This is a genomic window from Paenibacillus sp. 22594, assembly GCF_052044425.1.
GTDB lineage: Bacteria > Bacillota > Bacilli > Paenibacillales > Paenibacillaceae > Paenibacillus_AQ.
The window spans coordinates 181,563-200,072 of the sequence record NZ_JBQENA010000010.1; the positions used below are offsets into that span (position 1 = coordinate 181,563).

The following is an 18,510-nucleotide window of genomic DNA, read 5'->3' on the forward strand; positions in this document are numbered from 1 at the left end:
ATGCAGATTCAACTTGGAGAACAGTCCTTGCAGCTTCATATTCAGTACGGCAAACGGAAGAAAATTTCCCTGCAGATTGATATGGTGGGGCTTATTATTGTTAAGGCGCCTACCGGCACAAGCGAAGAGATGATTCGAAGTACTGTACAGCGGCATGAAGAATGGATTCTGGAGAGTCTGCAGAGGAATGCGGCGGCCCGGCAGCTTCCGGCTCCCAAGGAGTATCAGGAGGAAGGGCGGTTCCTGTACCTCGGGAAGGAAGTTCTGCTGCATGAATTGATTGAGACCGGTGAGCGGGATGCGGAGAAGCTGAAGCTCGAGCTGAAGAAGTTCTATTTTTCCAGTCTGAAAAAAATCGTTGCCGAGCGGATCACCCGTTATCAGACGGTACTGAAGGTGAAGCCCAAATCCATTGAAATCGTAGAGTCCCGAACCAAATGGGGAAGCTGCAGCGCGGATAAAAAGCTGACCTTCAATTACCGGCTTGCTATGGCACCGCCCGAGGTGATCGATTATGTTATTATCCATGAGCTGTGCCATCTGCTGCATATGAACCATGACCGCTCCTTTTGGCGCCGTCTTGGAAGTATAATGCCGGATTATAAAGAGAAGGAAGCTTTTCTGGCGCGGCAGGGGCAGTTTATGACACTTTAGCTGATAAATGTAATCGGGTGCTTGAATTCAAGCTCCTGCAGCGTAACACCTCCTTACGAGTACTCCATTCCACGAACCTTCGAGAAGAGCATAGTATCTATTAACGCTCCCTCCACATCACATTTGTCATTCCGTATGATGCCTTCCAGGGTGAAGCCCAGGCGCCCGGCCACCCGTGCACTCTGAGTATTGCGCGAGTCACACCGGATTTCGATCCGGTTAGCGCCCAGCTCTCTAATCGCATACTCTGTAATGGCATCTACGGCCTCGCTGATATACCCTTGCCTGCTGCAAGATGTCCTCACCCAATACCCGATCTCGAATTTGCGCGTCTGCCAGTCTATCCGGTGCAGCCCGCTGCTTCCCACGAGTTGACCGGATTCCTTATGATATAGAAGCATTCTGAGGTCTTTACGCTCCATGAATTGCAGATGCGACCGCCGGATGCTGGCCTCGGTTTCTTGAATAGTCGGTGGAGCTTGTGCCCAAGGCATCCATTGACGCAATTCTGCAAGACTTTCGTGAACCGCCTCGTTGACAGCGGCTCCGTCTCCCCACCGCGCTGCACGGATCATTAGGCGGTTGCTTTCGAAGCTCTCGGGGATATTCATTAAAATCGGATTTATACTAGCAGGTCCCATGGTCTCAGCTCCCAGAAAATGTTACTGATTAACATAACATATGGTTTATCCGGTTTTCAATCGGATTAATTACAGTCTTTTTGCCTATGCCTATAACATGCATGTCTAAAGTTGTCAATACGCTAAAGGATACCTAAAAGTACCCGCTGGTGTTATTCACAATGAATGGGATGGGGGTTATCTTATATATAAAGAAATGTTCTTAATTAAGAACCAGTAAAAAAGCTCCAATCGGTGCTTTTTAGAAGCACGGGGAGGCTTTTGAAACAGGTGGGGGCCTTACCATGAGCGCGATCGCCGGAATCTATCCATTGCAGCATGAACCTCTGGACCCGGAACTGGGGCCAGCGCTAATGCAACAGCTTAACCGCTATCCCGCTGATGAGTTCATGACGTGGCAGAGCAAAGACATTTTCCTGGGCTGCCTGTCCCAGTGGGTCACGCCACAATCGCTCAGAGAGACGCTTCCCTTTTATGATGCTGAGCGGAAACTGGCTATTACGGCTGACGCAATTATTGATAACCGGGAAGAGTTGTTCGAGCGGCTTCAGGTGCCGCGGGGGGATAGAGTCTCCATACCGGACAGTCTGCTTATTCTGCTCGCCTATGAGAAATGGGGCGATCAGGCACCGGTTTATCTGGTCGGTGACTTTGCCTTTATGATATGGGATGAACGGAAGCGGGCGCTGTTCGGAGCCAGAGATTTCTCCGGGAACCGGACATTGTACTTCCTTCGGTCCAGGGGGCTGTTATCTTTCTGTACCGTCATTCATCCACTCCTGTCGATGCCGGGGGCGGACCGGACCTTGAATGAGGGATGGGCCTCCGAGTTCCTGGCGATCCATACACGGACGGATGTTTCGGACCTATATTCCACAGTCTATCAATCCATCGAACAACTGCCGCCGTCCCATTCTATTTCCGTAAGCGGCGGAAACATCTCGTTCTCCCGCTACTGTACTCTGCAGGCTCCACCCGAGCTGCGGCTGCGGTCAGACCAGGAGTATGAGGAAGCCTTTCGTGAGGTGTTTGGGCAAGCGGTCCGGGACAGGCTTCGGACACACCGCGCAGTTGGAGCTAACCTGAGCGGGGGGCTTGATTCCGGCTCGGTAGTCAGCTTTGCTGCTGCAGAGCTTCGCCGCCAGGGCCAGCCGCTACATACCTTCAGTTCCTATCCGGTGGATAATTTTGTCGACTTCAACATCGGCAAACGTGTCGCCGACGAGCGTCCCTATATTCAGGAAACCATCGATCATGTGGGGAATATTCAGCCCAACTTTTTGAATTTTCCTCATCTGAGTCCTTACAATGACATTGATGAGTGGCTGGATATTATGGAGATGCCCTATAAATTTATCGAAAATTCCTACTGGCTAAAAGGGATCTTTGAACAGGCGCAAATGAAGAACATTGGCGTGCTGCTCAGTGGACAGAGAGGTAACTGGAGCATATCCTGGGGACCTGCACTGGATTATCAGGCCAAGCTGATTCGTGAATTCCGCTGGATCTCCTTTTACCGGGAAAACCGGAAGTACAATGAGTCGATGGGTGCAAACCGCAAGAAGGTATTTCAAATTGTCGGCAAAAAAGCCTTCCCGGCCCTGACCCAGCTGCTGCCGGCTAAGCAGCACGAAGCCCCTCCTGATCTGATTCACCCCGATTTCGCGAGGCGTACGGAAGTGGAGGAACGGCTTAGGGTTCTGGGGATAAATAGCGGATCTTCCCAGACCATCTATGATATCCGGCGCAAGCATTTTGAACAGCCGCATGTCTGGAATGTGAATGGTACGGTAGCGACGAAGCTGTCGCTGAAATACCGGGTGTGGGATCGCGATCCCACGAATGATCTGCGTGTTATCCGCTTTTGCCTGTCCGTGCCGGAAAGCCAGTATGTACAAAATGGGGTGGACCGTTCACTGATCCGCAGAGCGATGAAGGGATTGCTGCCTGATGAGGTGCGTCTGAACCGGAAGCGGCGCGGCGTTCAGGGGGCGGACGGGATTTACCGTATGCTCCCGAAATGGGAAGCCTTTCTTCAGGAACTTAGGGAGATGATCAAGGACCCCCGTACCTCCGCTTACCTCAATAATACCGGGCTCGCCGAATGTTTGAATCGGCTGGGTAGTGAGCCCGCACCAAGTATGATTTTCAACTCGGATTTTCGCCTTCTGACACGTGGACTTGTGTTTTACCGTTTTCTGAAGCGTTTGTCCTGATGATGCAATGCTTGAAAGGGGGTGAAATTATGAAAAAGGAATACAGCAAGCCTGCTTTGGAAGTACTCGATGTGAAAATGACTATGGCTGGACCTGGTGTCGCCATCGTCGATGCCTTCCAAGATGATCCGGATGAAGTACAACACTACTCCTAGGATGGTTTTGGTTCGCTTGGCCCTAGTCTCCCTTTGCTTGCTGAGGGGGACAAGGGCTATATTTTACAGCAATATCCCGAAACCGGGCAAACCCGAAGATATGGAGTGGATCGTATGGCGAGTACCGTTCAAGGTTTGGTTTACAAAGCGTTTGGTCTGCAAATCCACAGCGATTTTCCTTTGCCGGAGCTTCCTGTTACCGGTGAGCCGGGACTTATAGGCAGCATATCGGTCATTGAGGGAGATCTGAAAGACCGCTGGGAAGCTATGCCGAAGATCACGCGGAGCCTTGGGGTATCCGGGCATGAGGTCATGTTCGAGGCGAAGGATACAGCCATCTTTGCCATTCAGGACGGCAATACGATTACAGTATCACCTGCTTCCGGAGCAGATCCGGATTGTATCCGTCTCTTCATCCTTGGCAGCTGCATGGGGATTCTGCTGATGCAGAAACAGATTCTTCCGCTTCATGGAAGCGCGCTTGTTATAGATGGCAAGGCATACGCACTGGTTGGGCGTTCAGGGGCAGGCAAATCAACGCTGGCCTCGTATTTGATGGATCAGGGGAGTCCGCTGATCAGTGACGACGTTATTCCCGTTATGGTGCATAATGGTTATCCATTAGCCGTTCCAGGTTATCCGCAGCAGAAGCTGTGGCAGCAGAGCCTGGACTATTTGGGAATGAATTCGTCCCTCTACCGTCCGCTGTTTGAGAGAGAAACCAAGTTTGCCGTACCAGTGCATGACCGCTTTCACGGTGAGCCTTTGCAACTTGCAGGCCTGTTTGAATTATCTGCCGCCCCGGAGGCTCCGGTCAGCCTGCAGACGATTAACGGTATGGAGCGGTTTCACACTTTGTACAATCATACCTATCAAAGAGCAATTGTCGACCGGATCGGTATCCGTGAATGGCATTTTGGAATGCTGGCTTCCTTCGTGGGACGGCTGCCGATGTACCGGCTGACCCGGCCGGAGCAGGGCTTCAGTGCTCCGCAGCAAACCGCACTTATTCTAGAAGCGTTGCAGCAGCATCAAATGAAGGAGATGAATCCATGAATATGAATACTACAGAGGTACTATCGCTCGAATCCGTGCTGGTACAGCGCGAGGGGAATATTGCCAGCGATATGGACGGCGAGAAGGTCATGCTGAATGTAAAGAATGGCAAGTACTACAACCTGGGTGAGGTTGGCGGGGAAATCTGGACCGCGCTGGCGTCGCCTGTAACCGCAGGCCGGGTGGTAGCGATCATTCAGGAGAGCTTTGAGGTTCCGGAAGAGATTGCCCGTCAGGATGTGTTTGCTTTTTTGCAGAGCCTGCTGAATGAGGATCTTGCGGCTATTGTAAGCCAGCCATGATTACCTTGCGGCGCATTCGCTTACTGCTGACGGTGGACAAAGCCGCCTTGGCGCTCCTTCCCGAGGCGCTTTGGAGGCTTTTTCTCGTTCGGATCCAGCTGTTGTTTCCTTTTGCCAAAACAGCTTCCCAGCTGGGCATACAGTCTCTGGAAACCCCTGTAGTATCCAAAGAGAGCGATATCGTCCATATTCGGCACATCACCAAAGCGATCCGTATCATGAGCCGCTATACGCCCTGGAAAAGCACTTGTATGGTCCGGGCGGTAGCCGGACTCCAAATGCTCGAAAAACGCGGGATCGAGAGCACACTGTACATGGGAGTTGCCAAGGACAAGCAGGGCCAGATGATTGCCCATGCCTGGCTGCGCAGCGGGTCTTATTATGTCTCCGGCGATGATGTGATGAAGGGTTTCGTGGTGGTGAAGAAATTCGCTAAAGTACTACATGCTGAGTGATCGAGGTGGGTCCATGCAAGCGATAATGTACTACATCCGGCAGCTTCAGCGCTTGTCGGGAGTCAAACTGTATCTAAATCTGCTCGGTATGGGGATCAGCGGCCTGCTGGAGAGCTCTGCCGTTCTGCTGCTGGTGCCCATGCTGGGCATGGCCGGCATTCAGCTTGGCGGAAAAACGGCAGGCCTCGACCTGCCTATGCTCGATTTCATATCAGACCTGCCTCAGACCGAAGCGCTTGCACTGGTGCTTGGTGGGTATGTATTCATTGTACTCTCCCAGAATCTGATCACCCGTTTTGTAGCTATACGGAACGTCGATATACAGCAGAGCTACAGCCGGCAGCTGCGATATGAGGTGTACAGTGCACTGCTGCGGGCCGAGTGGTCTTTTTTTCTGAAAAAACGCACCTCCGACCTGATCAATGTAATGACGACCGAGCTCGCGAGGGTGCTTGCGGGGATCAGCGCTTTCCTGCAGTTCCTGACTTCGCTGCTGTTCACGCTGGTGCAGATTGGCTTCGCGTTCTGGCTGTCTCCCCAAATGACTGTTGCCGTACTGGTCTGCGCGGTTCTGCTATCCTTGTTCTCCCGCCGGTTTATCCGCAAGGCGAAGAGGCTGGGCAGCCGAAGCTCCGAGCTGGGCAAGCAGTATCTGGCCGGGATTACGGATCAATTGAACGGCATCAAGGATATCAAAAGCAACAATCTGGAGGATTCCCGGCTGGGCTGGATGCATGAATTCACCGGTGAGGTCAAACAGGAGCAGCTGGATTATACGCGGCTGCGCACGAATTCCCAGCTGCTGTACAAAATGTCTTCTACGCTGCTGATCGCGCTGTTCATCTTCGTGTCGTTCCGCTTTCTGCATGTGGAGGGACCTTATCTGCTTCTGGTGATTCTGGTGTTCGCCCGGCTGTGGCCGACCTTCTCAGCGCTTCAGACCTTGCTGGAGCAGCTTGCTTCCGTGCTGCCTTCCTTCAAGCAATTGCAGCTGCTGCAGGAAGAATGTCTGCAGGCTGCGGAGCATGGCGCGAAGGGTGAATCCAAAGCTGTCGTTGCTCCTATGATGCTTAAGCATAGTCTGGAGGCGCGCAATGTGGATTTCCGCTACAACCCGCAAGAGCAGGAGTACTCGCTGCGCGGAGTGAACGTGATGGTCCCGGCTAACCGTATGACTGCCATTGTAGGACGTTCGGGTGCGGGGAAAAGCACGCTGGTCGACCTGCTCATGGGACTGATGCAGCCGGAATCGGGGGAGATTCTGGCAGACGGACAGCCGGTCACTGGAGAGAGGCTTCTGCCTTACCGGCGTTCTATAGGCTATGTAGCGCAGGACCCTTTTCTGTATAACGCCACGATCCGTGACAATCTGACGATGATCAAGCCGGATGCAAGTGAGGATGAGCTATGGGAGGCGCTGGAATTCGCCTCGTCAGCCGATTTTGTCCGCAAGCTGCCTCAGGGATTGGATACACTGCTTGGTGACCGCGGCGTACGTCTTTCAGGCGGAGAGCGGCAACGACTCGTGCTGGCACGGGCGATCATCCGCAAGCCGTCCATCCTGGTGCTGGATGAAGCGACGAGTGCACTGGATACCGAGAACGAGAAGCGGATTCAGGAGGCGCTGGAGCGTTTGAAGGCAACCGTCACAGTCATCGTCATTGCGCACCGGCTCTCGACGATCCGTGGAGCGGATCAGATTCTGGTTATCGACCAGGGCCGTGTCATCCAGCAGGGAGTATTCAGCGGCCTGGCCTCAGAAAAAGGCGGCATGTTCAGCCGTCTGCTCAGCAGTCAGGAAGAGGCAATGTAGGAGGGGTTAGGTGGGCGATGGAGAGAGATAGAGTAAGAAATTTGTCTGGTGCTATGAGTGCTGAAAGGGATATAGAGCGGATCGAAGCGCCCTGAGCAGCCAGTCTTGACTGCATTTTGTACAATAGATTCCGCTCCAGAGGTGAGGAGATATCATTCTATTGCACTTTGTACAATTAATTATGGGCAAATTGCTTCTCTAGGGCAAAATTAAAGGATTCTACTGCACGAAGTGCAGCAGAATCCTTTTTTGGCGTGCTGACAGCTGAAGTCTGCTCTACGTTCTGCAATAGAATCTGCGCCGTCCGAAGCCCCCTATTTCTCCCTACCGCTAACCTTACGCCAAGTCCACAAAAAAGGGCGCAAAGGGAAGTAGAGCACATGCAGCTTCTTTGGCAGCGGTAACGTCTTGGCATCTGCCGCATAAGGGTACAGGAAGCCAGTGATGTACAGAAACTGATGCCAGCGCGTCAGGATCGCCGGCTGATAATATTTGTAATGGCGCTCTACCTCCGGCTCCAGGGGAGGATTGTGCAGATTGATCATGCGCGCGACATAGAAAAGCGCAAGCCCGGCAATCCGCCGAGCCTTGGGCCGCTCCGCGAGGCTGGCCAGCGCAGGCTCGACCGGCGCTGCCAGCAGATGGGCAGCAAGCAGAAGCGCCTGTCCGCCGACATCGTTGTAATGGTACCGCCGCAGCAGTGCGGTTAGTTTGCCGGTGTCGGGCTTTTGGAGCAGCAGCTGACGGATATCCAGCAGCCATCTCAGTCTCGACCAGCCATGGCGCGCGCCATGGGCTGCCAGAAAAAGAAATAAGTCTTCACTGCCCAAATAATGGACACTCTGCCCGAAGTGGCTGCTCGTCCGCGCATGTTTCCACAGTTCGTCGAAATCCGGCTCTGTGGAGGGGCCGGGACTGAGGCGCCAATGTACCTCCACCTTAATGCCTTTGTCCGGATGATTGAACGTGGTGTGATGCTCCCGCCATTTCCAGTCTCCCAGTATACTTTCGAAGTCTTCCTCCTTCACATAACCAAGGCGGAGAAGCAAGGATTCCGTTTCAGCCAGCTGTGCCATCGGCACGATAAAATCGAGGTCACGCGAGGTGCGCAGCGAGATATCACCATACAGCTCCTGGGCAAGCACTGGTCCTTTCAGGAACAGAGAACGGATCTGCAGCTTCGCAAGCTCTTCCCCGATATAGCCCATTTCCCCGCTGAGCTGGAGCATTTGCACAGTATTTCTGCGGTATTCCCGTTTCAATCGCTCGGTTACCTCTGGGGGCACATGCTCTTCGCGCATCCGGCTAAGTTTAGGATAAATATAAGGAAATACTCGATGATGCAGGGACAACCGTACCCATAGCTCCCAGTCGATATCCAAGAACAGCTGTCGATTCTGTTTGGCGGTTTCATCGATGTCGTCCGTGTTAAGGACTTCTAAAAGAAGCCGAAGCTCTTTGGAAAAGCTCTTTGTATCCAGGCCATACCCGTCACTCATAGGAGATCTCCTTACTTGGATTTGTAACGCTTCGTTCTGTAATCCGTTCGGTTTAAAGAACGCACTTTGAGCGTACCATCGAAACCTGAAAATTGTCAATTTCCTGAACGATCCCAATGTTGAGGCCCTACATTCCTGTGGAATTCCTCAGAATGCATATACCATGATGATAGACTATTGACGCAGTCATGGTAGTTGGTAGACTAGTGAGAGTACTTGGATCAATGACTACGCAAATGTGGGGGAAGAGCGAAAGAAATGGTACTACTAGGCGCTATAGTTAATGGTATTGCGATTATCGCAGGAACACTCCTGGGCAAGCTGCTGCAGCGGATTCCCGAGAGTATGAAAAACACAGTAATGCAGGGGATTGGCCTTGCCATTATTGTTCTGGGCATTCAGATGGGCTTCAAAAGCGAAAACTTCCTGATCGTCATCCTAAGTCTCGTCATCGGAGCTGTGGCAGGCGAATGGATGGACCTGGATGAGAAGTTCAACCGGGTAGGCAAATGGCTGGAGCATAAGATAGGTTCAGGTGAACAAGGAAGCTTGTCCCTTGGTTTTGTCACCGCAAGTCTGGTGTTCGTGGTGGGCGCAATGGCCATTCTGGGTGCAATCGACAGCGGGATGAAAGGGGATCATCAGATTCTGTATACCAAAGCCATCATGGACGGATTTATTTCCATTATACTGACCTCTACTTTGGGAATGGGTGTCTTGTTCTCTGCCATCCCCGTTTTTCTCTATGAAGGAGCCATTGCCCTGTGCGCTACACAGATTACCCGGTTCGTTCCCGATGCCTTAATGAGCAGCATGATTACAGAGATGACAGCGGCCGGCGGGGTGATGATCATGGCTATCGGTCTCAATCTGTTGGGGATTACCAAGATCAAGGTGGCCAATCTGCTGCCGGGCATTCTTGTGGCGGTGCTGCTGGTGGCGATGATGTACGGGTACGGGCAGTCTGTTTGAAAAGTAGACGGAACGCCGCTCAGAGGTCCTTTTTTAGGTAATAGTGGTTGAAGCCTCCGGCATTGGGAAGGGTCCCGTACACCTCAAAACCGTGTTTCAGGTAAAAATCCAATGCTTGAAAGCTTAAGGTGTCCAGCTTGATGAAATCGCAGCCTTTGGAACGGGCGAGAGATTCAGCCGCTGCGATCAGCAGGCTTCCATAGCCGGTTTTGCGGCAGGCCTCGTCCACGAACAGGTAGTGCACCTCCAGCCAGTTCCAGCAGATTTCACCGGTGAGGCCACCGTAATTCACGCCATCCGCATTTTTTAGAAACAGCTGTACTTCCTGGTACCTGCCTTTTAAGGAATCAGGGAAATGATTCCAGTTAAACTCTCTCATTTTGTCTGATACATAGGTTTTGTCGGCAGGGGTGGATGCCTGAGAAATAAAAAGCTCCATGATTTGATTCTTCCTCTCGGGTTCGGATAGAAGCCTGTTAAGGGCTCAATAGCTTAAGCGTAGCATATCTCTGCCAGGACTTCGTGCTAAAGTTTTCTTTATAGCTGTTGAGTACCGCTGATCTAAATCAGTGAAAAGTCACGATGGGAGCATAAGTGATGAACATGCAAAAAACTCCACCTTCATTTGAGGAAGCGAACCTGATACTGCTTAAGGAAATGCATAGCGATGATCTTGACATTAGGAAAAAGGCGAGGAACACGCTGGCTGTTCAAAATTACCACTTGATTCAACATACTGCAAACGGGTTCAAAAATAGAGGGATTAATCTGGAAGATATTCTTGGTTTGTGTCAGCTGGGTTTCGTGAAAGCAATGGAAAACTATAATATAGGTTTTGGTGTTCCGTTTAGAAATCACTGTCGAAGATGTATGAAAAATGAGGTTATGATGTACTTAAGGAAAGTTCAGACTAGGACGGAAACTAGTTTGGATGAAGTGATTGGTTCTGATGAAGAGGGAAATGAGCTGATCCTAAAAAATGTTGTGTCTGCTAACGATGAGGATCAACTGGAGATAATTATAAAAAATGAACAAGTAGAGCTGTTGGAATTAGTTCTTGACCGTTGCCAGAAGTGTTTTTCCACCACGGAATATCAGATTTTTCAGTGTAGTTATTTGGAAGAAATGTCTTACAAGCAGATAGCCTCAAGTATAGGAATCAGTACATCCTATACATCAAGGGTTCTTAAACGCACATTACCTCGAGTACGTAAAATTGCTAGGGAATACGGATTGATTCTGGATGAAGATTAGCCCTCTCCAGAGGTCGTGGATGAATAAACTGGAAGGATATGAGGAAATGATAGATGCCATAAGGGGGATACCGGGGGCCGAGTCGTGGTCAAGGGTAGAACCCGTGCTGAAAGGCTGGTCGAGTGACCGGAAGTTTTATGTCGAGGATCTGGCGGGACGCAGGCTGCTGCTGAGACTCTCACCGGGTGGTTCGCTTGAGCGCAAACGGCGGGAATATGAAGCGATCCGCAGCTTTAATGAATTGGACTTCCCGATGTCACGGGCTGTTGATTTTGGGAGTTGCAGTGCAAGTGAAGGCAGTGAGCGGTACGTGTATATGCTGCTTACTTGGGTGGACGGCGTGTCTCTGGTGGATCGCCTGTCTAAACTGCCGCCGGAGGAACAATACCGCCTGGGTGAGGAGTCTGGACGGATTTTGAGACAGATGCACTCGGTCCCGGTTCAAGAGAAGCTACCCTACTATGAAGCGGACATGCAGGCCAAGATTCTCTCAAGGATCAAGGAATACGAAGAATGCCCGTACCACCTGGAGGGGGATCAGCAAGTGATTGCCTTCGTTCGGCAGAACATCGGTGTGATTCATGATGTGGAGAAGGTGCATCATCACGGTGATTTCCATATCGGCAACCAGATTTACACCACTGAAGGAAGGATTGGCGTTATAGATTTCAACCGCTGGGATATTGGAGATTATGCGGAGGAATTCTATAAAATACAGTTCTTCGACAGGGAGCAGAGCATCCCTTTTGCTAAGGGCAAGCTGGAGGGCTATTTCGGAGGGCCGCCACCGGAGGATTTCTGGAAAAGACAGGCGCTGTATGTGGCGTATACCTCGCTGTATTCCATAAAGTGGTCGATTCCCTACGGCGCGGCCGACATTCAGGACATGATGGAACGCTGCCACCTCGCTCTGAAGGACTATGACGATTTCCGGAAAATGATCCCGGGCTGGTACCTGGGAGTAGGCGGCTAGACAGCCACTGTAATCCCCGGAGCTGCAGCAGATTAATGCTATGCTCCGTCAACTGGATGAATGTAGTCTGAAGAAGGCGAAGACCATTCTGCAGGATGTTTTTTTCACATCGTATTAATATTGGTGTAAAAGATTGAAATCAAGGAGTGCAGTACGGTAGAATTGCACTATACGACCAGCAGATTTAACCAAGAAGGGGATTGTAACGTTTGAATAATGAAGAATTGAATAACGGGTTGCCGGAGAATTACGAGGAACTGAAGAAGGCTGCCGGACGCTCTGCCGATTGGAGAGCGCGTCTTGAGGCTGTGGAGGAGCTTGGCCGCTTCAACCATAAACAAATTATTGATATTCTGAATCGTCTGATGATCAGCGATCCTGTATATACCGTCCAAGAAGCCGCATACGAGAAGCTGAAGGCATTCGGTGAAAGTGTTACAGCGCCGTCGAAGAACAAACCGGAGCTGTTCAGAGGTGTATCCAAGATTGTGCTGCGTGTCAAGAAGAGCCTTCCGCGGGACCATTCCTATGAAGATTTCAAGGAGAAGCTAAAAAAGATGCGGATTGACGTCTATGATGCTTATGAGGGCGAGAAGGGCGAGGATTTTGACGCCTGGCTGCAGAAATTGTGGGCTTCAGCCACTAAATAGGTAAGACCATAGAGCGGAGAGACGGGGAGGATTCCCTATCACTCCGTTTTTTGACGGTTCTCAAAAACTAATTATGCAAAGGATGACAACATGCCTAAATCTTCATCTACTGAACTATTAACACGCTTATTTCTGGATTTTCTCGAATTATCTGCCGGCCTGCGCCCGAACTATATTGCCAGCTTAGGGAGCGGAGAAACGGTAGGGGGAATGACGATTAGTGACATTGTAACGGCTGTACCAGGGCTTTTGCAGGCCATCTACAGCCAGGTTTCGGGTACCAGCAGCAACGAAGAAGAGCCAAGTCTGGTCGAATTCATTCCGGGTTACCGGCTGATTCATATTCAGGAGTATGCGCAGGAAATCCTGGTGCTGAGAAATATTCTGGAGGAAAAAGGATACAGCGGGGGAGGGACCGTTCTGCCCATCCTGACCAACTACGGTAGTGATTTTATCTGCTATTTGCAGAGTGAGGACGGAACTGAGCGGATCTGCGACCTGCTGCATGACTACGGCGACCTGGTCGTGATGTACGATTCCCCGGAGAAGTTCCTGGAGACGCTTTGCGAATTCTACAAGCAGGATGTGTATTTTCTGGATGAGGAAGGTTATTTGGACTGCGATCTGGTTCTCGAAGGGGAAGTTGGCGCAGCGCTGAATCCGTCGGCAAACTATTGGTCGGAATGATTTCATGAATTCTTGCAGTTACAAAAACGGGTGTCTTCCATATAGAGGAAGACACCCGTTTTATTGCCGGTGAAGCGGTTATTCCTGCGCCGCCTTTTTTTCCTGCTCCCGCAGTTCCACACGCCGGATTTTGCCGGAAGCGGTTTTCGGGAGATCCGCGATAAATTCAATTTTGCGCGGGTATTTGTAAGGGGCCGTCCACTCTTTTACATGGGACTGTAGCTCTTTGACCAATTCTGGTGTACCTGTAACATTGTCCTTCAGTACAATAAAGGCTTTGACAATCGAGCCGCGAATCTCGTCAGGACTGGCTACCACGGCGCATTCCTTGACCCGGGTATGCTTCATTAGAGCTTCTTCCACTTCAAACGGTCCGATGGTATATCCCGAGCTGATGATGATGTCGTCGCCACGGCCTTCGAACCAGAAGTAGCCGTCTTCATCCTTGTGCGCCCGGTCTCCGGTGACAAAATACTCTCCATGTGAGCAGTTCACCTTGCGTTCAGGGTCTTTGTAATAGTTCTGGAACAAGGCCGGCATGCTTAAGTGCACGGCAATATCTCCAACGACTCCCGCAGGAAGCACGTTACCTTCTTCGTCAATGACCTCGACAAGGCCGGGAGCTATGGATTTGCCCATGGAGCCGACACGGATCGGTTCATCCTTGAGTGCTGCAATAATCAGCGTGCTCTCCGTCTGCCCGTAGCCGTCGCGGATGGTAATATCGAAATGCTCCTGGAAGGTGTTGATGACCTCCTGGTTGAGCGGCTCACCTGCGGATACGGCGCAGCGCAGCTTCGATAGATCATAGTGCGGCAGACCTTCGGTCTTGGCCATTAAGCGGTATTCGGTAGGCGTACAGCACAATACCTGAATTCCCTGATCCTGCAGCAGCTGCAAATAACGGTCCGGATGGAAAGGTCCATTGTAGACAAAGCCGGTTGCACCGTTACCTAGAACAGTTAGGAAAGGACTCCAGATCCATTTCTGCCATCCCGGTGCGGCTGTAGCCCAGACAGTATCGGATTCACGGATATCGAACCAGAGAGAAGAGACAATTCTCAGATGTGCGTAACCCCAGCCATGCGTATGAACCACAGCCTTGGGATTGCCGGTTGTACCCGAGGTATAAGCCAGAATTGCGATATCATCGCGGCGGCTGGCTACAGCTGTGAAAGTCTCCGGCTGCCCGTCCATCAGACCCTCCAGATCAGTCCATCCGCTGCCAAGCACTTCTTCATTTCCGCCAACTGAGAGACGGTAATCAAGTGCCGGCAGATCTTCGGTGATTTTATTGACTTCACCGGTCACTTCAGACCAGACAATGACCGCTCTGGCTTCAGAATGACGCAGCCGGTAGGCCAGATCCTTGGCCCGCAGCATTTCGGAGGAAGGAATAACAGCGAGCCCAAGCTTTAGGCAGGCCAGATAAATGACATAAGCGATAATCCGGCGCGGAACCATAACAAGTACACGGTCACCTTGCTTCAGGCCTAGACCAGACAGCCCGCCGGCAAGGCGGTTGGCCTGCTTCATAAGCTCACCGTAGGTGATTTCTTCGTAATTGCCGTTCTCTTGTAGCCACTTAAGCGCAATCTTATCGGTTGGATGGTGCTCCATTTCCGAAGTGAGATTGTAGAATTCAGGTGCAATCCAATGCTGATTGTCCAAAATGAATCTCTCCTAATATAAACGTGATGTTTTTTCAATAGGTATAGTATAGCACGTTCTCCTAGTACCAGGTGCTAAACTGGAGGGGAACAGTAGAGAATGTTCTGTGACTATTTTTTGAGCATCATGGCACTTGTGCTTGTCTACGGATACTCCGGGGAGAGGAACCTTATCTGCATGAAACATAAAAAATTCAAAAAAGTGAAGGAGCAGCATAGCTATGAAACTAGGACATATAATGATTTTCGTCAATGACATGACAAAGGCGAAATGGTTTTATTCTGAATTGCTGGGTTTGCAAACACTGCTAGAGAAAGAAAATAAGCTTGAATTTGCCCTTGACGGCTGTCAGCTTATAGCTTTTAAGTGTGAAAAGACCAAAGAAATTGGAGAATATTCAAACGAAACTAGAACAGTTTTGGTGTTTGAGGTCGTATCTGTTGAGCAAACTTATAAAGAAATGAAGGAAAAGGGTATTCAATTTTTGCATGAGAAACCTACTGAAGGGCGATATGCTGCTTTCGTTGATCCATTTGGTAACGTACATGAAATCGCTGAGTCGAAAGAGGATACCTAAAATCAGGGGAATAAAACGTGGACGCCATCGACCCTTTCCGGGCATCCTAAGTCATTAAGCTAACAGGTAACGATAGCGTAAAGTTTTATATTGAAGTAACGGGCAGGATAGTACGGTGGCGATTAATTATCTTTGCAGAAGCTTCTCTTTTCCACGTTTGATTCTGTATGATAGTAAAAAAGAAGATTTATCAAGGGGATTAATCTTTTAACAAATTAGAAATACGGAGACTGAGTAATGCTAAACAAAATTGTCCCATATGAAGAAAACTATCATGATAATTTAATAGATATTTGGTACAAGGCTGTGTGTCGTACACACACATTTTTGACTAATGAGGATATTGAATTTTATCATCAGATGCTTCAAAACGGAGCACTAAATGAAGTTGAGATTTGGTTGGAGTTGAACGAAAATGAAGAACCGACAGGGTTTATTGGGCTTGACGGAACAAAGATAGAGATGCTATTCGTAGATCCCAAATATCACGGAAGGGGTATAGGTAGTCGATTGATAAAACATGCCGAAAAATTAAAAGGCAGCAATCTCCAGGTTGATGTGAATGAGCAAAACGATGGAGCGTACACATTCTATAAACGGTTTGGTTTTGTACAGATAGGACGATCGGAATTGGACAGTTCAGGACGACCTTTCCCCTTACTTCATCTAGTAATAAAAAGTTAAGCTAACAGGTAACGTTAGTTGAACTACAACAGCGGCAGTCTAAGACTTTATTTATCAAGCCTTAGACGGCCGCTGTTTCTTTTAATTGATCAGTTTAAAACTTATTATTCAAAAGCTGACGGTTCCTCAATTCAAAAATCGCGTTAAATCAAAGACTCCAGTCTAATACTTTATTTTCAACAAACATCAGTGGGTGGCCTATGGGAAAATATACAAAGTTGAAACAATTTGTCCAGGGCAACCTTCTATAATAGTGGAATCCGAGAGTGTAGACTGATTGGTAGGCAGTATACTTGAGTTCAACCTACCATAAACTAACAAGGAACCTTTTGCCACTAACCGGCAACTATCCAGAAAGCAGGAAGATGACCATGAACCCTACAGCTTTTGAAGAGATTTATGCCATTATGGAAGCCTCCTTTCCTGTCACTGAAATCAGAACCTTCAACGGACAAAAGTCATTGCTCAGCCATCCCCATTACCGGCTGCATACCGAGCTGGATACGGAGAACCGCATTCAGGCCTTCCTGGCCGCATGGGAATTCCCGGAGCTGCGGTTTGTGGAGCATCTTGCGGTCAACCCCGAGATCCGCGGAGGCGGGATTGGCAAGAAGCTGATGCAGACGTATCTCGCCCTTACGGACAAGCCTGTTGTGCTGGAGGTGGAGCCACCCGAAAATAAGCTTGCAGAGCGCAGAATCGGCTTTTACGAGCGCCTGGGCTTTCATCTTAATCCCTTTGATTATGTGCAGCCTCCGCTGCGCGAGGGGCAAGCCGATCTGCCTCTGAGAATCATGACCTATCCCCGGCAGGTGACGCTGCAGGAATTCCGGATGTTCCGGGATATCCTCTATACCGAAGTCTATAATATCCCGGTTCCTGGCCGCCGCCGGTAGCATGGGGATTTTCATAAGTTAGACCACAGCCCGTACTATTCATAATGAATAGGCGGGTTTTTTCTCAAGAAAACAGACGCCGGCTTGGAATTACTTCTTTACAATCACGATACAAGTTGGAAACAAGTTCATGATTAAATGTATCTATAGCAAGCAACACACAAACGAACTTACAAGGAGACAATCATAATGAAAAGCAAAAAAATGATCATAGCAACCATGGTATTCGGAATGGCCGTTACAGGCTCGGCGGGGGTATATGCAGGAACCAGCATGCAGAAGATCAGCGCGTATCTGAATCACAGCATTGGATTTACAGTAAACGGAGCCGCATACACTCCGGTAGACAATAATGGCAAGACGCTTGCACCAATCACTTATAATGATACAACTTACCTGCCTGTCCGGGCGGTGGCGGATGCGCTTAAGGTGCCGGTAACGTTCAATCCTTCAACCAATCAGGTCATTCTGGAGTCGGCAGCGGGATCTACAGCACCGGGTAATAGTTCAGCGGTTACTTTAGCCACCATCCAGTTCAGTGCCGCGCAAAAAGAAGCCATCACCAAGGCATTCTCCGCCTTCCAGGGCTTCGAGACCGCCTATGCACCGATGCAAATGATCAGCGGAGACGCCTTCCAAAAGGCAGCCAAAGGCTCCGATGGCGTAAGATTCCTTTTCAGCCACATGAACGTGGATATCTCACCGCGGGACTACTCCTACGAGTATGACGGCACTACAGTGAAGCTTTCGACTGGAGCAACAGCCAAATGGTATACTCCATCGGATATCCCGATGCTTACCTTTAAGCTGGACGACCGCTACGTCACTCTGAGCTCGCCGGACAAAGCGCTGAGCAAAGACCAGCTTGAGAAAGTGGCTGCAAGTGTAGCGAAACTGAGCAAATAACCCAATGTACCGTCAGCACTTCTTTTTATAGATATACAATGAGCAGTAAAAAGGGATGCCTGTCAAAGCCAACCGGCCTTGCATGCATCCCTTATGCTATTTATTCGTGCCGTGCTGCTTGGTTGCCAGTCTGGCTTCGGGTGAACCTTTGCCGCGGCGCTTGTTTTTCTCCGCCTTTTTCATATTCTCCTGAAATTTCTCCACGAACTCATGAGTATCCATCGATATCCTCCTAAAAGTTTTGTGAGCATGTGCTTCCCAGATCTGCTGTTACTGTGTCCACTTTTACAGAGGATCATACCTAGCATTATATTTAATTTGTACAGTAAATCTTTAGAATTTACCCTGTCTACACAGCTGACCTTACCTTATTGTTGGAAGAGATATCGATGCCTTCCTTTTTACAAGAACAGCCCAGCCGTTTCCTCTTGCGTGATATAATGTGGCAA

21 protein-coding genes are annotated in these 18,510 nt (G+C 49.9%); 16 read left to right on the top strand and 5 right to left on the bottom strand.

The features are described 5' to 3' along the window. Entirely contained in the window at positions 1-654 is a 654-nt protein-coding gene (locus ACTJKB_RS25915; protein ID WP_440837220.1) for a M48 family metallopeptidase, read from the top strand. A gap of 53 nt (positions 655-707) precedes the next feature. Here the strand turns inward: ACTJKB_RS25915 and ACTJKB_RS25920 are convergent, their stop codons facing one another. Continuing rightward, complete coding sequence (locus ACTJKB_RS25920) at positions 708-1,295, bottom strand: GNAT family N-acetyltransferase (RefSeq protein WP_440837221.1); 588 nt, start codon at positions 1,293-1,295, stop codon at positions 708-710. A 284-nt stretch (positions 1,296-1,579) separates the two neighbouring features. On the opposite strand from ACTJKB_RS25920, the gene ACTJKB_RS25925 reads away from it, so the two are divergent. The 6 genes from ACTJKB_RS25925 to ACTJKB_RS25950 all read left to right on the top strand — a co-directional run bounded on the left by ACTJKB_RS25925 (position 1,580) and on the right by ACTJKB_RS25950 (position 7,292). Further along, positions 1,580-3,511, top strand: coding sequence for an asparagine synthase-related protein (locus ACTJKB_RS25925; protein ID WP_440837222.1), 1,932 nt, complete (start codon positions 1,580-1,582; stop codon positions 3,509-3,511). A 29-nt stretch (positions 3,512-3,540) separates the two neighbouring features. Next, positions 3,541-3,666, top strand: a complete 126-nt coding sequence (locus ACTJKB_RS25930) for a paeninodin family lasso peptide (RefSeq protein ID WP_020426161.1) — start codon at positions 3,541-3,543, stop codon at positions 3,664-3,666. Positions 3,667-3,780: 114 nt separating this feature from the next. Beyond that, positions 3,781-4,722, top strand: coding sequence for an aldolase (locus tag ACTJKB_RS25935; RefSeq protein ID WP_440837223.1), 942 nt, complete (start codon positions 3,781-3,783; stop codon positions 4,720-4,722). Next, a complete protein-coding gene (locus ACTJKB_RS25940; RefSeq protein ID WP_440837224.1) occupies positions 4,719-5,024 on the top strand; it encodes a lasso peptide biosynthesis PqqD family chaperone in 306 nt (101 codons plus the stop codon). The genes ACTJKB_RS25935 and ACTJKB_RS25940 overlap by 4 nt, the downstream gene beginning before the upstream one ends. Next, positions 5,021-5,479 (top strand): lasso peptide biosynthesis B2 protein, encoded by a 459-nt coding sequence (locus ACTJKB_RS25945; RefSeq protein WP_440837225.1) that lies wholly within the window; start codon positions 5,021-5,023, stop codon positions 5,477-5,479. The genes ACTJKB_RS25940 and ACTJKB_RS25945 overlap by 4 nt, the downstream gene beginning before the upstream one ends. A gap of 13 nt (positions 5,480-5,492) precedes the next feature. Next, positions 5,493-7,292: an ABC transporter ATP-binding protein gene (locus ACTJKB_RS25950; RefSeq protein WP_440837226.1), complete on the top strand. Its 1,800-nt coding sequence runs from the start codon at positions 5,493-5,495 to the stop codon at positions 7,290-7,292. A gap of 314 nt (positions 7,293-7,606) precedes the next feature. On the opposite strand, the gene ACTJKB_RS25955 is transcribed toward ACTJKB_RS25950, so the two are convergent. Beyond that, complete coding sequence (locus ACTJKB_RS25955; RefSeq protein ID WP_440837227.1) at positions 7,607-8,791, bottom strand: nucleotidyltransferase domain-containing protein; 1,185 nt, start codon at positions 8,789-8,791, stop codon at positions 7,607-7,609. 258 nt (positions 8,792-9,049) lie between these two features. Here ACTJKB_RS25955 and ACTJKB_RS25960 point away from each other — a divergent pair, with 258 nt between their 5' ends. Then, positions 9,050-9,763 (top strand): DUF554 domain-containing protein, encoded by a 714-nt coding sequence (locus ACTJKB_RS25960; protein WP_440837228.1) that lies wholly within the window; start codon positions 9,050-9,052, stop codon positions 9,761-9,763. A gap of 19 nt (positions 9,764-9,782) precedes the next feature. Here the strand turns inward: ACTJKB_RS25960 and ACTJKB_RS25965 are convergent, their stop codons facing one another. Beyond that, entirely contained in the window at positions 9,783-10,202 is a 420-nt protein-coding gene (locus ACTJKB_RS25965; RefSeq protein WP_440837229.1) for a GNAT family N-acetyltransferase, read from the bottom strand. Between the two features lie 158 nt (positions 10,203-10,360). On the opposite strand from ACTJKB_RS25965, the gene ACTJKB_RS25970 reads away from it, so the two are divergent. From ACTJKB_RS25970 to ACTJKB_RS25985, 4 genes are all read left to right on the top strand, one after another. After that, the gene (locus ACTJKB_RS25970; protein WP_440837230.1) at positions 10,361-11,017 is read left to right on the top strand and encodes a sigma-70 family RNA polymerase sigma factor; all 657 of its coding nucleotides are present in this window, start codon (positions 10,361-10,363) and stop codon (positions 11,015-11,017) included. A gap of 19 nt (positions 11,018-11,036) precedes the next feature. After that, positions 11,037-11,990, top strand: coding sequence for an aminoglycoside phosphotransferase family protein (locus tag ACTJKB_RS25975; protein WP_440837231.1), 954 nt, complete (start codon positions 11,037-11,039; stop codon positions 11,988-11,990). 209 nt (positions 11,991-12,199) lie between these two features. Then, a complete protein-coding gene (locus ACTJKB_RS25980; RefSeq protein WP_440837232.1) occupies positions 12,200-12,640 on the top strand; it encodes a HEAT repeat domain-containing protein in 441 nt (146 codons plus the stop codon). Positions 12,641-12,730: 90 nt separating this feature from the next. Continuing rightward, on the top strand, positions 12,731-13,327 hold the full coding sequence (locus tag ACTJKB_RS25985) for a hypothetical protein (RefSeq protein ID WP_440837233.1): 597 nt from the start codon (positions 12,731-12,733) through the stop codon (positions 13,325-13,327). Positions 13,328-13,405: 78 nt separating this feature from the next. On the opposite strand, the gene ACTJKB_RS25990 is transcribed toward ACTJKB_RS25985, so the two are convergent. Next, positions 13,406-15,001: an acyl-CoA synthetase gene (locus tag ACTJKB_RS25990; protein ID WP_440837249.1), complete on the bottom strand. Its 1,596-nt coding sequence runs from the start codon at positions 14,999-15,001 to the stop codon at positions 13,406-13,408. Between the two features lie 217 nt (positions 15,002-15,218). On the opposite strand from ACTJKB_RS25990, the gene ACTJKB_RS25995 reads away from it, so the two are divergent. The 4 genes from ACTJKB_RS25995 (at position 15,219) to ACTJKB_RS26010 (ending at position 18,061) form a co-directional block, all read left to right on the top strand. Then, positions 15,219-15,575, top strand: a complete 357-nt coding sequence (locus tag ACTJKB_RS25995) for a VOC family protein (RefSeq protein WP_440837234.1) — start codon at positions 15,219-15,221, stop codon at positions 15,573-15,575. Between the two features lie 237 nt (positions 15,576-15,812). After that, positions 15,813-16,259: an acetyltransferase gene (locus ACTJKB_RS26000; RefSeq protein ID WP_440837235.1), complete on the top strand. Its 447-nt coding sequence runs from the start codon at positions 15,813-15,815 to the stop codon at positions 16,257-16,259. A 371-nt stretch (positions 16,260-16,630) separates the two neighbouring features. After that, positions 16,631-17,155: a GNAT family N-acetyltransferase gene (locus ACTJKB_RS26005; RefSeq protein ID WP_440837236.1), complete on the top strand. Its 525-nt coding sequence runs from the start codon at positions 16,631-16,633 to the stop codon at positions 17,153-17,155. A gap of 189 nt (positions 17,156-17,344) precedes the next feature. Next, on the top strand, positions 17,345-18,061 hold the full coding sequence (locus ACTJKB_RS26010) for a hypothetical protein (protein ID WP_440837237.1): 717 nt from the start codon (positions 17,345-17,347) through the stop codon (positions 18,059-18,061). A gap of 96 nt (positions 18,062-18,157) precedes the next feature. Here the strand turns inward: ACTJKB_RS26010 and ACTJKB_RS26015 are convergent, their stop codons facing one another. Next, the gene (locus ACTJKB_RS26015; protein WP_074084383.1) at positions 18,158-18,283 is read right to left on the bottom strand and encodes a DUF4023 family protein; all 126 of its coding nucleotides are present in this window, start codon (positions 18,281-18,283) and stop codon (positions 18,158-18,160) included. Positions 18,284-18,510: the final 227 nt, after the last annotated feature.

What these genes read in the sequence shown, in the direction of transcription:
- ACTJKB_RS25925 (WP_440837222.1), top strand. Translation starts at nt 1,580, where the DNA reads ATGAGCGCGATCGCCGGAATCTATCCATTGCAGCATGAACCTCTGGAC.
- ACTJKB_RS25930 (WP_020426161.1), top strand. Translation starts at nt 3,541, where the DNA reads ATGAAAAAGGAATACAGCAAGCCTGCTTTGGAAGTACTCGATGTGAAA.
- ACTJKB_RS25955 (WP_440837227.1), bottom strand. Translation starts at nt 8,791, where the DNA reads ATGAGTGACGGGTATGGCCTGGATACAAAGAGCTTTTCCAAAGAGCTT.
- ACTJKB_RS26010 (WP_440837237.1), top strand. Translation starts at nt 17,345, where the DNA reads ATGAAAAGCAAAAAAATGATCATAGCAACCATGGTATTCGGAATGGCC.
- ACTJKB_RS25920 (WP_440837221.1), bottom strand. Translation starts at nt 1,295, where the DNA reads ATGGGACCTGCTAGTATAAATCCGATTTTAATGAATATCCCCGAGAGC.
- ACTJKB_RS26005 (WP_440837236.1), top strand. Translation starts at nt 16,631, where the DNA reads ATGAACCCTACAGCTTTTGAAGAGATTTATGCCATTATGGAAGCCTCC.
- ACTJKB_RS26015 (WP_074084383.1), bottom strand. Translation starts at nt 18,283, where the DNA reads ATGGATACTCATGAGTTCGTGGAGAAATTTCAGGAGAATATGAAAAAG.
- ACTJKB_RS25970 (WP_440837230.1), top strand. Translation starts at nt 10,361, where the DNA reads ATGAACATGCAAAAAACTCCACCTTCATTTGAGGAAGCGAACCTGATA.
- ACTJKB_RS25940 (WP_440837224.1), top strand. Translation starts at nt 4,719, where the DNA reads ATGAATATGAATACTACAGAGGTACTATCGCTCGAATCCGTGCTGGTA.
- ACTJKB_RS25915 (WP_440837220.1), top strand. Translation starts at nt 1, where the DNA reads ATGCAGATTCAACTTGGAGAACAGTCCTTGCAGCTTCATATTCAGTAC.
- ACTJKB_RS25960 (WP_440837228.1), top strand. Translation starts at nt 9,050, where the DNA reads ATGGTACTACTAGGCGCTATAGTTAATGGTATTGCGATTATCGCAGGA.
- ACTJKB_RS25965 (WP_440837229.1), bottom strand. Translation starts at nt 10,202, where the DNA reads ATGGAGCTTTTTATTTCTCAGGCATCCACCCCTGCCGACAAAACCTAT.
- ACTJKB_RS25995 (WP_440837234.1), top strand. Translation starts at nt 15,219, where the DNA reads ATGAAACTAGGACATATAATGATTTTCGTCAATGACATGACAAAGGCG.
- ACTJKB_RS25950 (WP_440837226.1), top strand. Translation starts at nt 5,493, where the DNA reads ATGCAAGCGATAATGTACTACATCCGGCAGCTTCAGCGCTTGTCGGGA.
- ACTJKB_RS25945 (WP_440837225.1), top strand. Translation starts at nt 5,021, where the DNA reads ATGATTACCTTGCGGCGCATTCGCTTACTGCTGACGGTGGACAAAGCC.
- ACTJKB_RS25975 (WP_440837231.1), top strand. Translation starts at nt 11,037, where the DNA reads ATGAATAAACTGGAAGGATATGAGGAAATGATAGATGCCATAAGGGGG.
- ACTJKB_RS25935 (WP_440837223.1), top strand. Translation starts at nt 3,781, where the DNA reads ATGGCGAGTACCGTTCAAGGTTTGGTTTACAAAGCGTTTGGTCTGCAA.
- ACTJKB_RS26000 (WP_440837235.1), top strand. Translation starts at nt 15,813, where the DNA reads ATGCTAAACAAAATTGTCCCATATGAAGAAAACTATCATGATAATTTA.
- ACTJKB_RS25985 (WP_440837233.1), top strand. Translation starts at nt 12,731, where the DNA reads ATGCCTAAATCTTCATCTACTGAACTATTAACACGCTTATTTCTGGAT.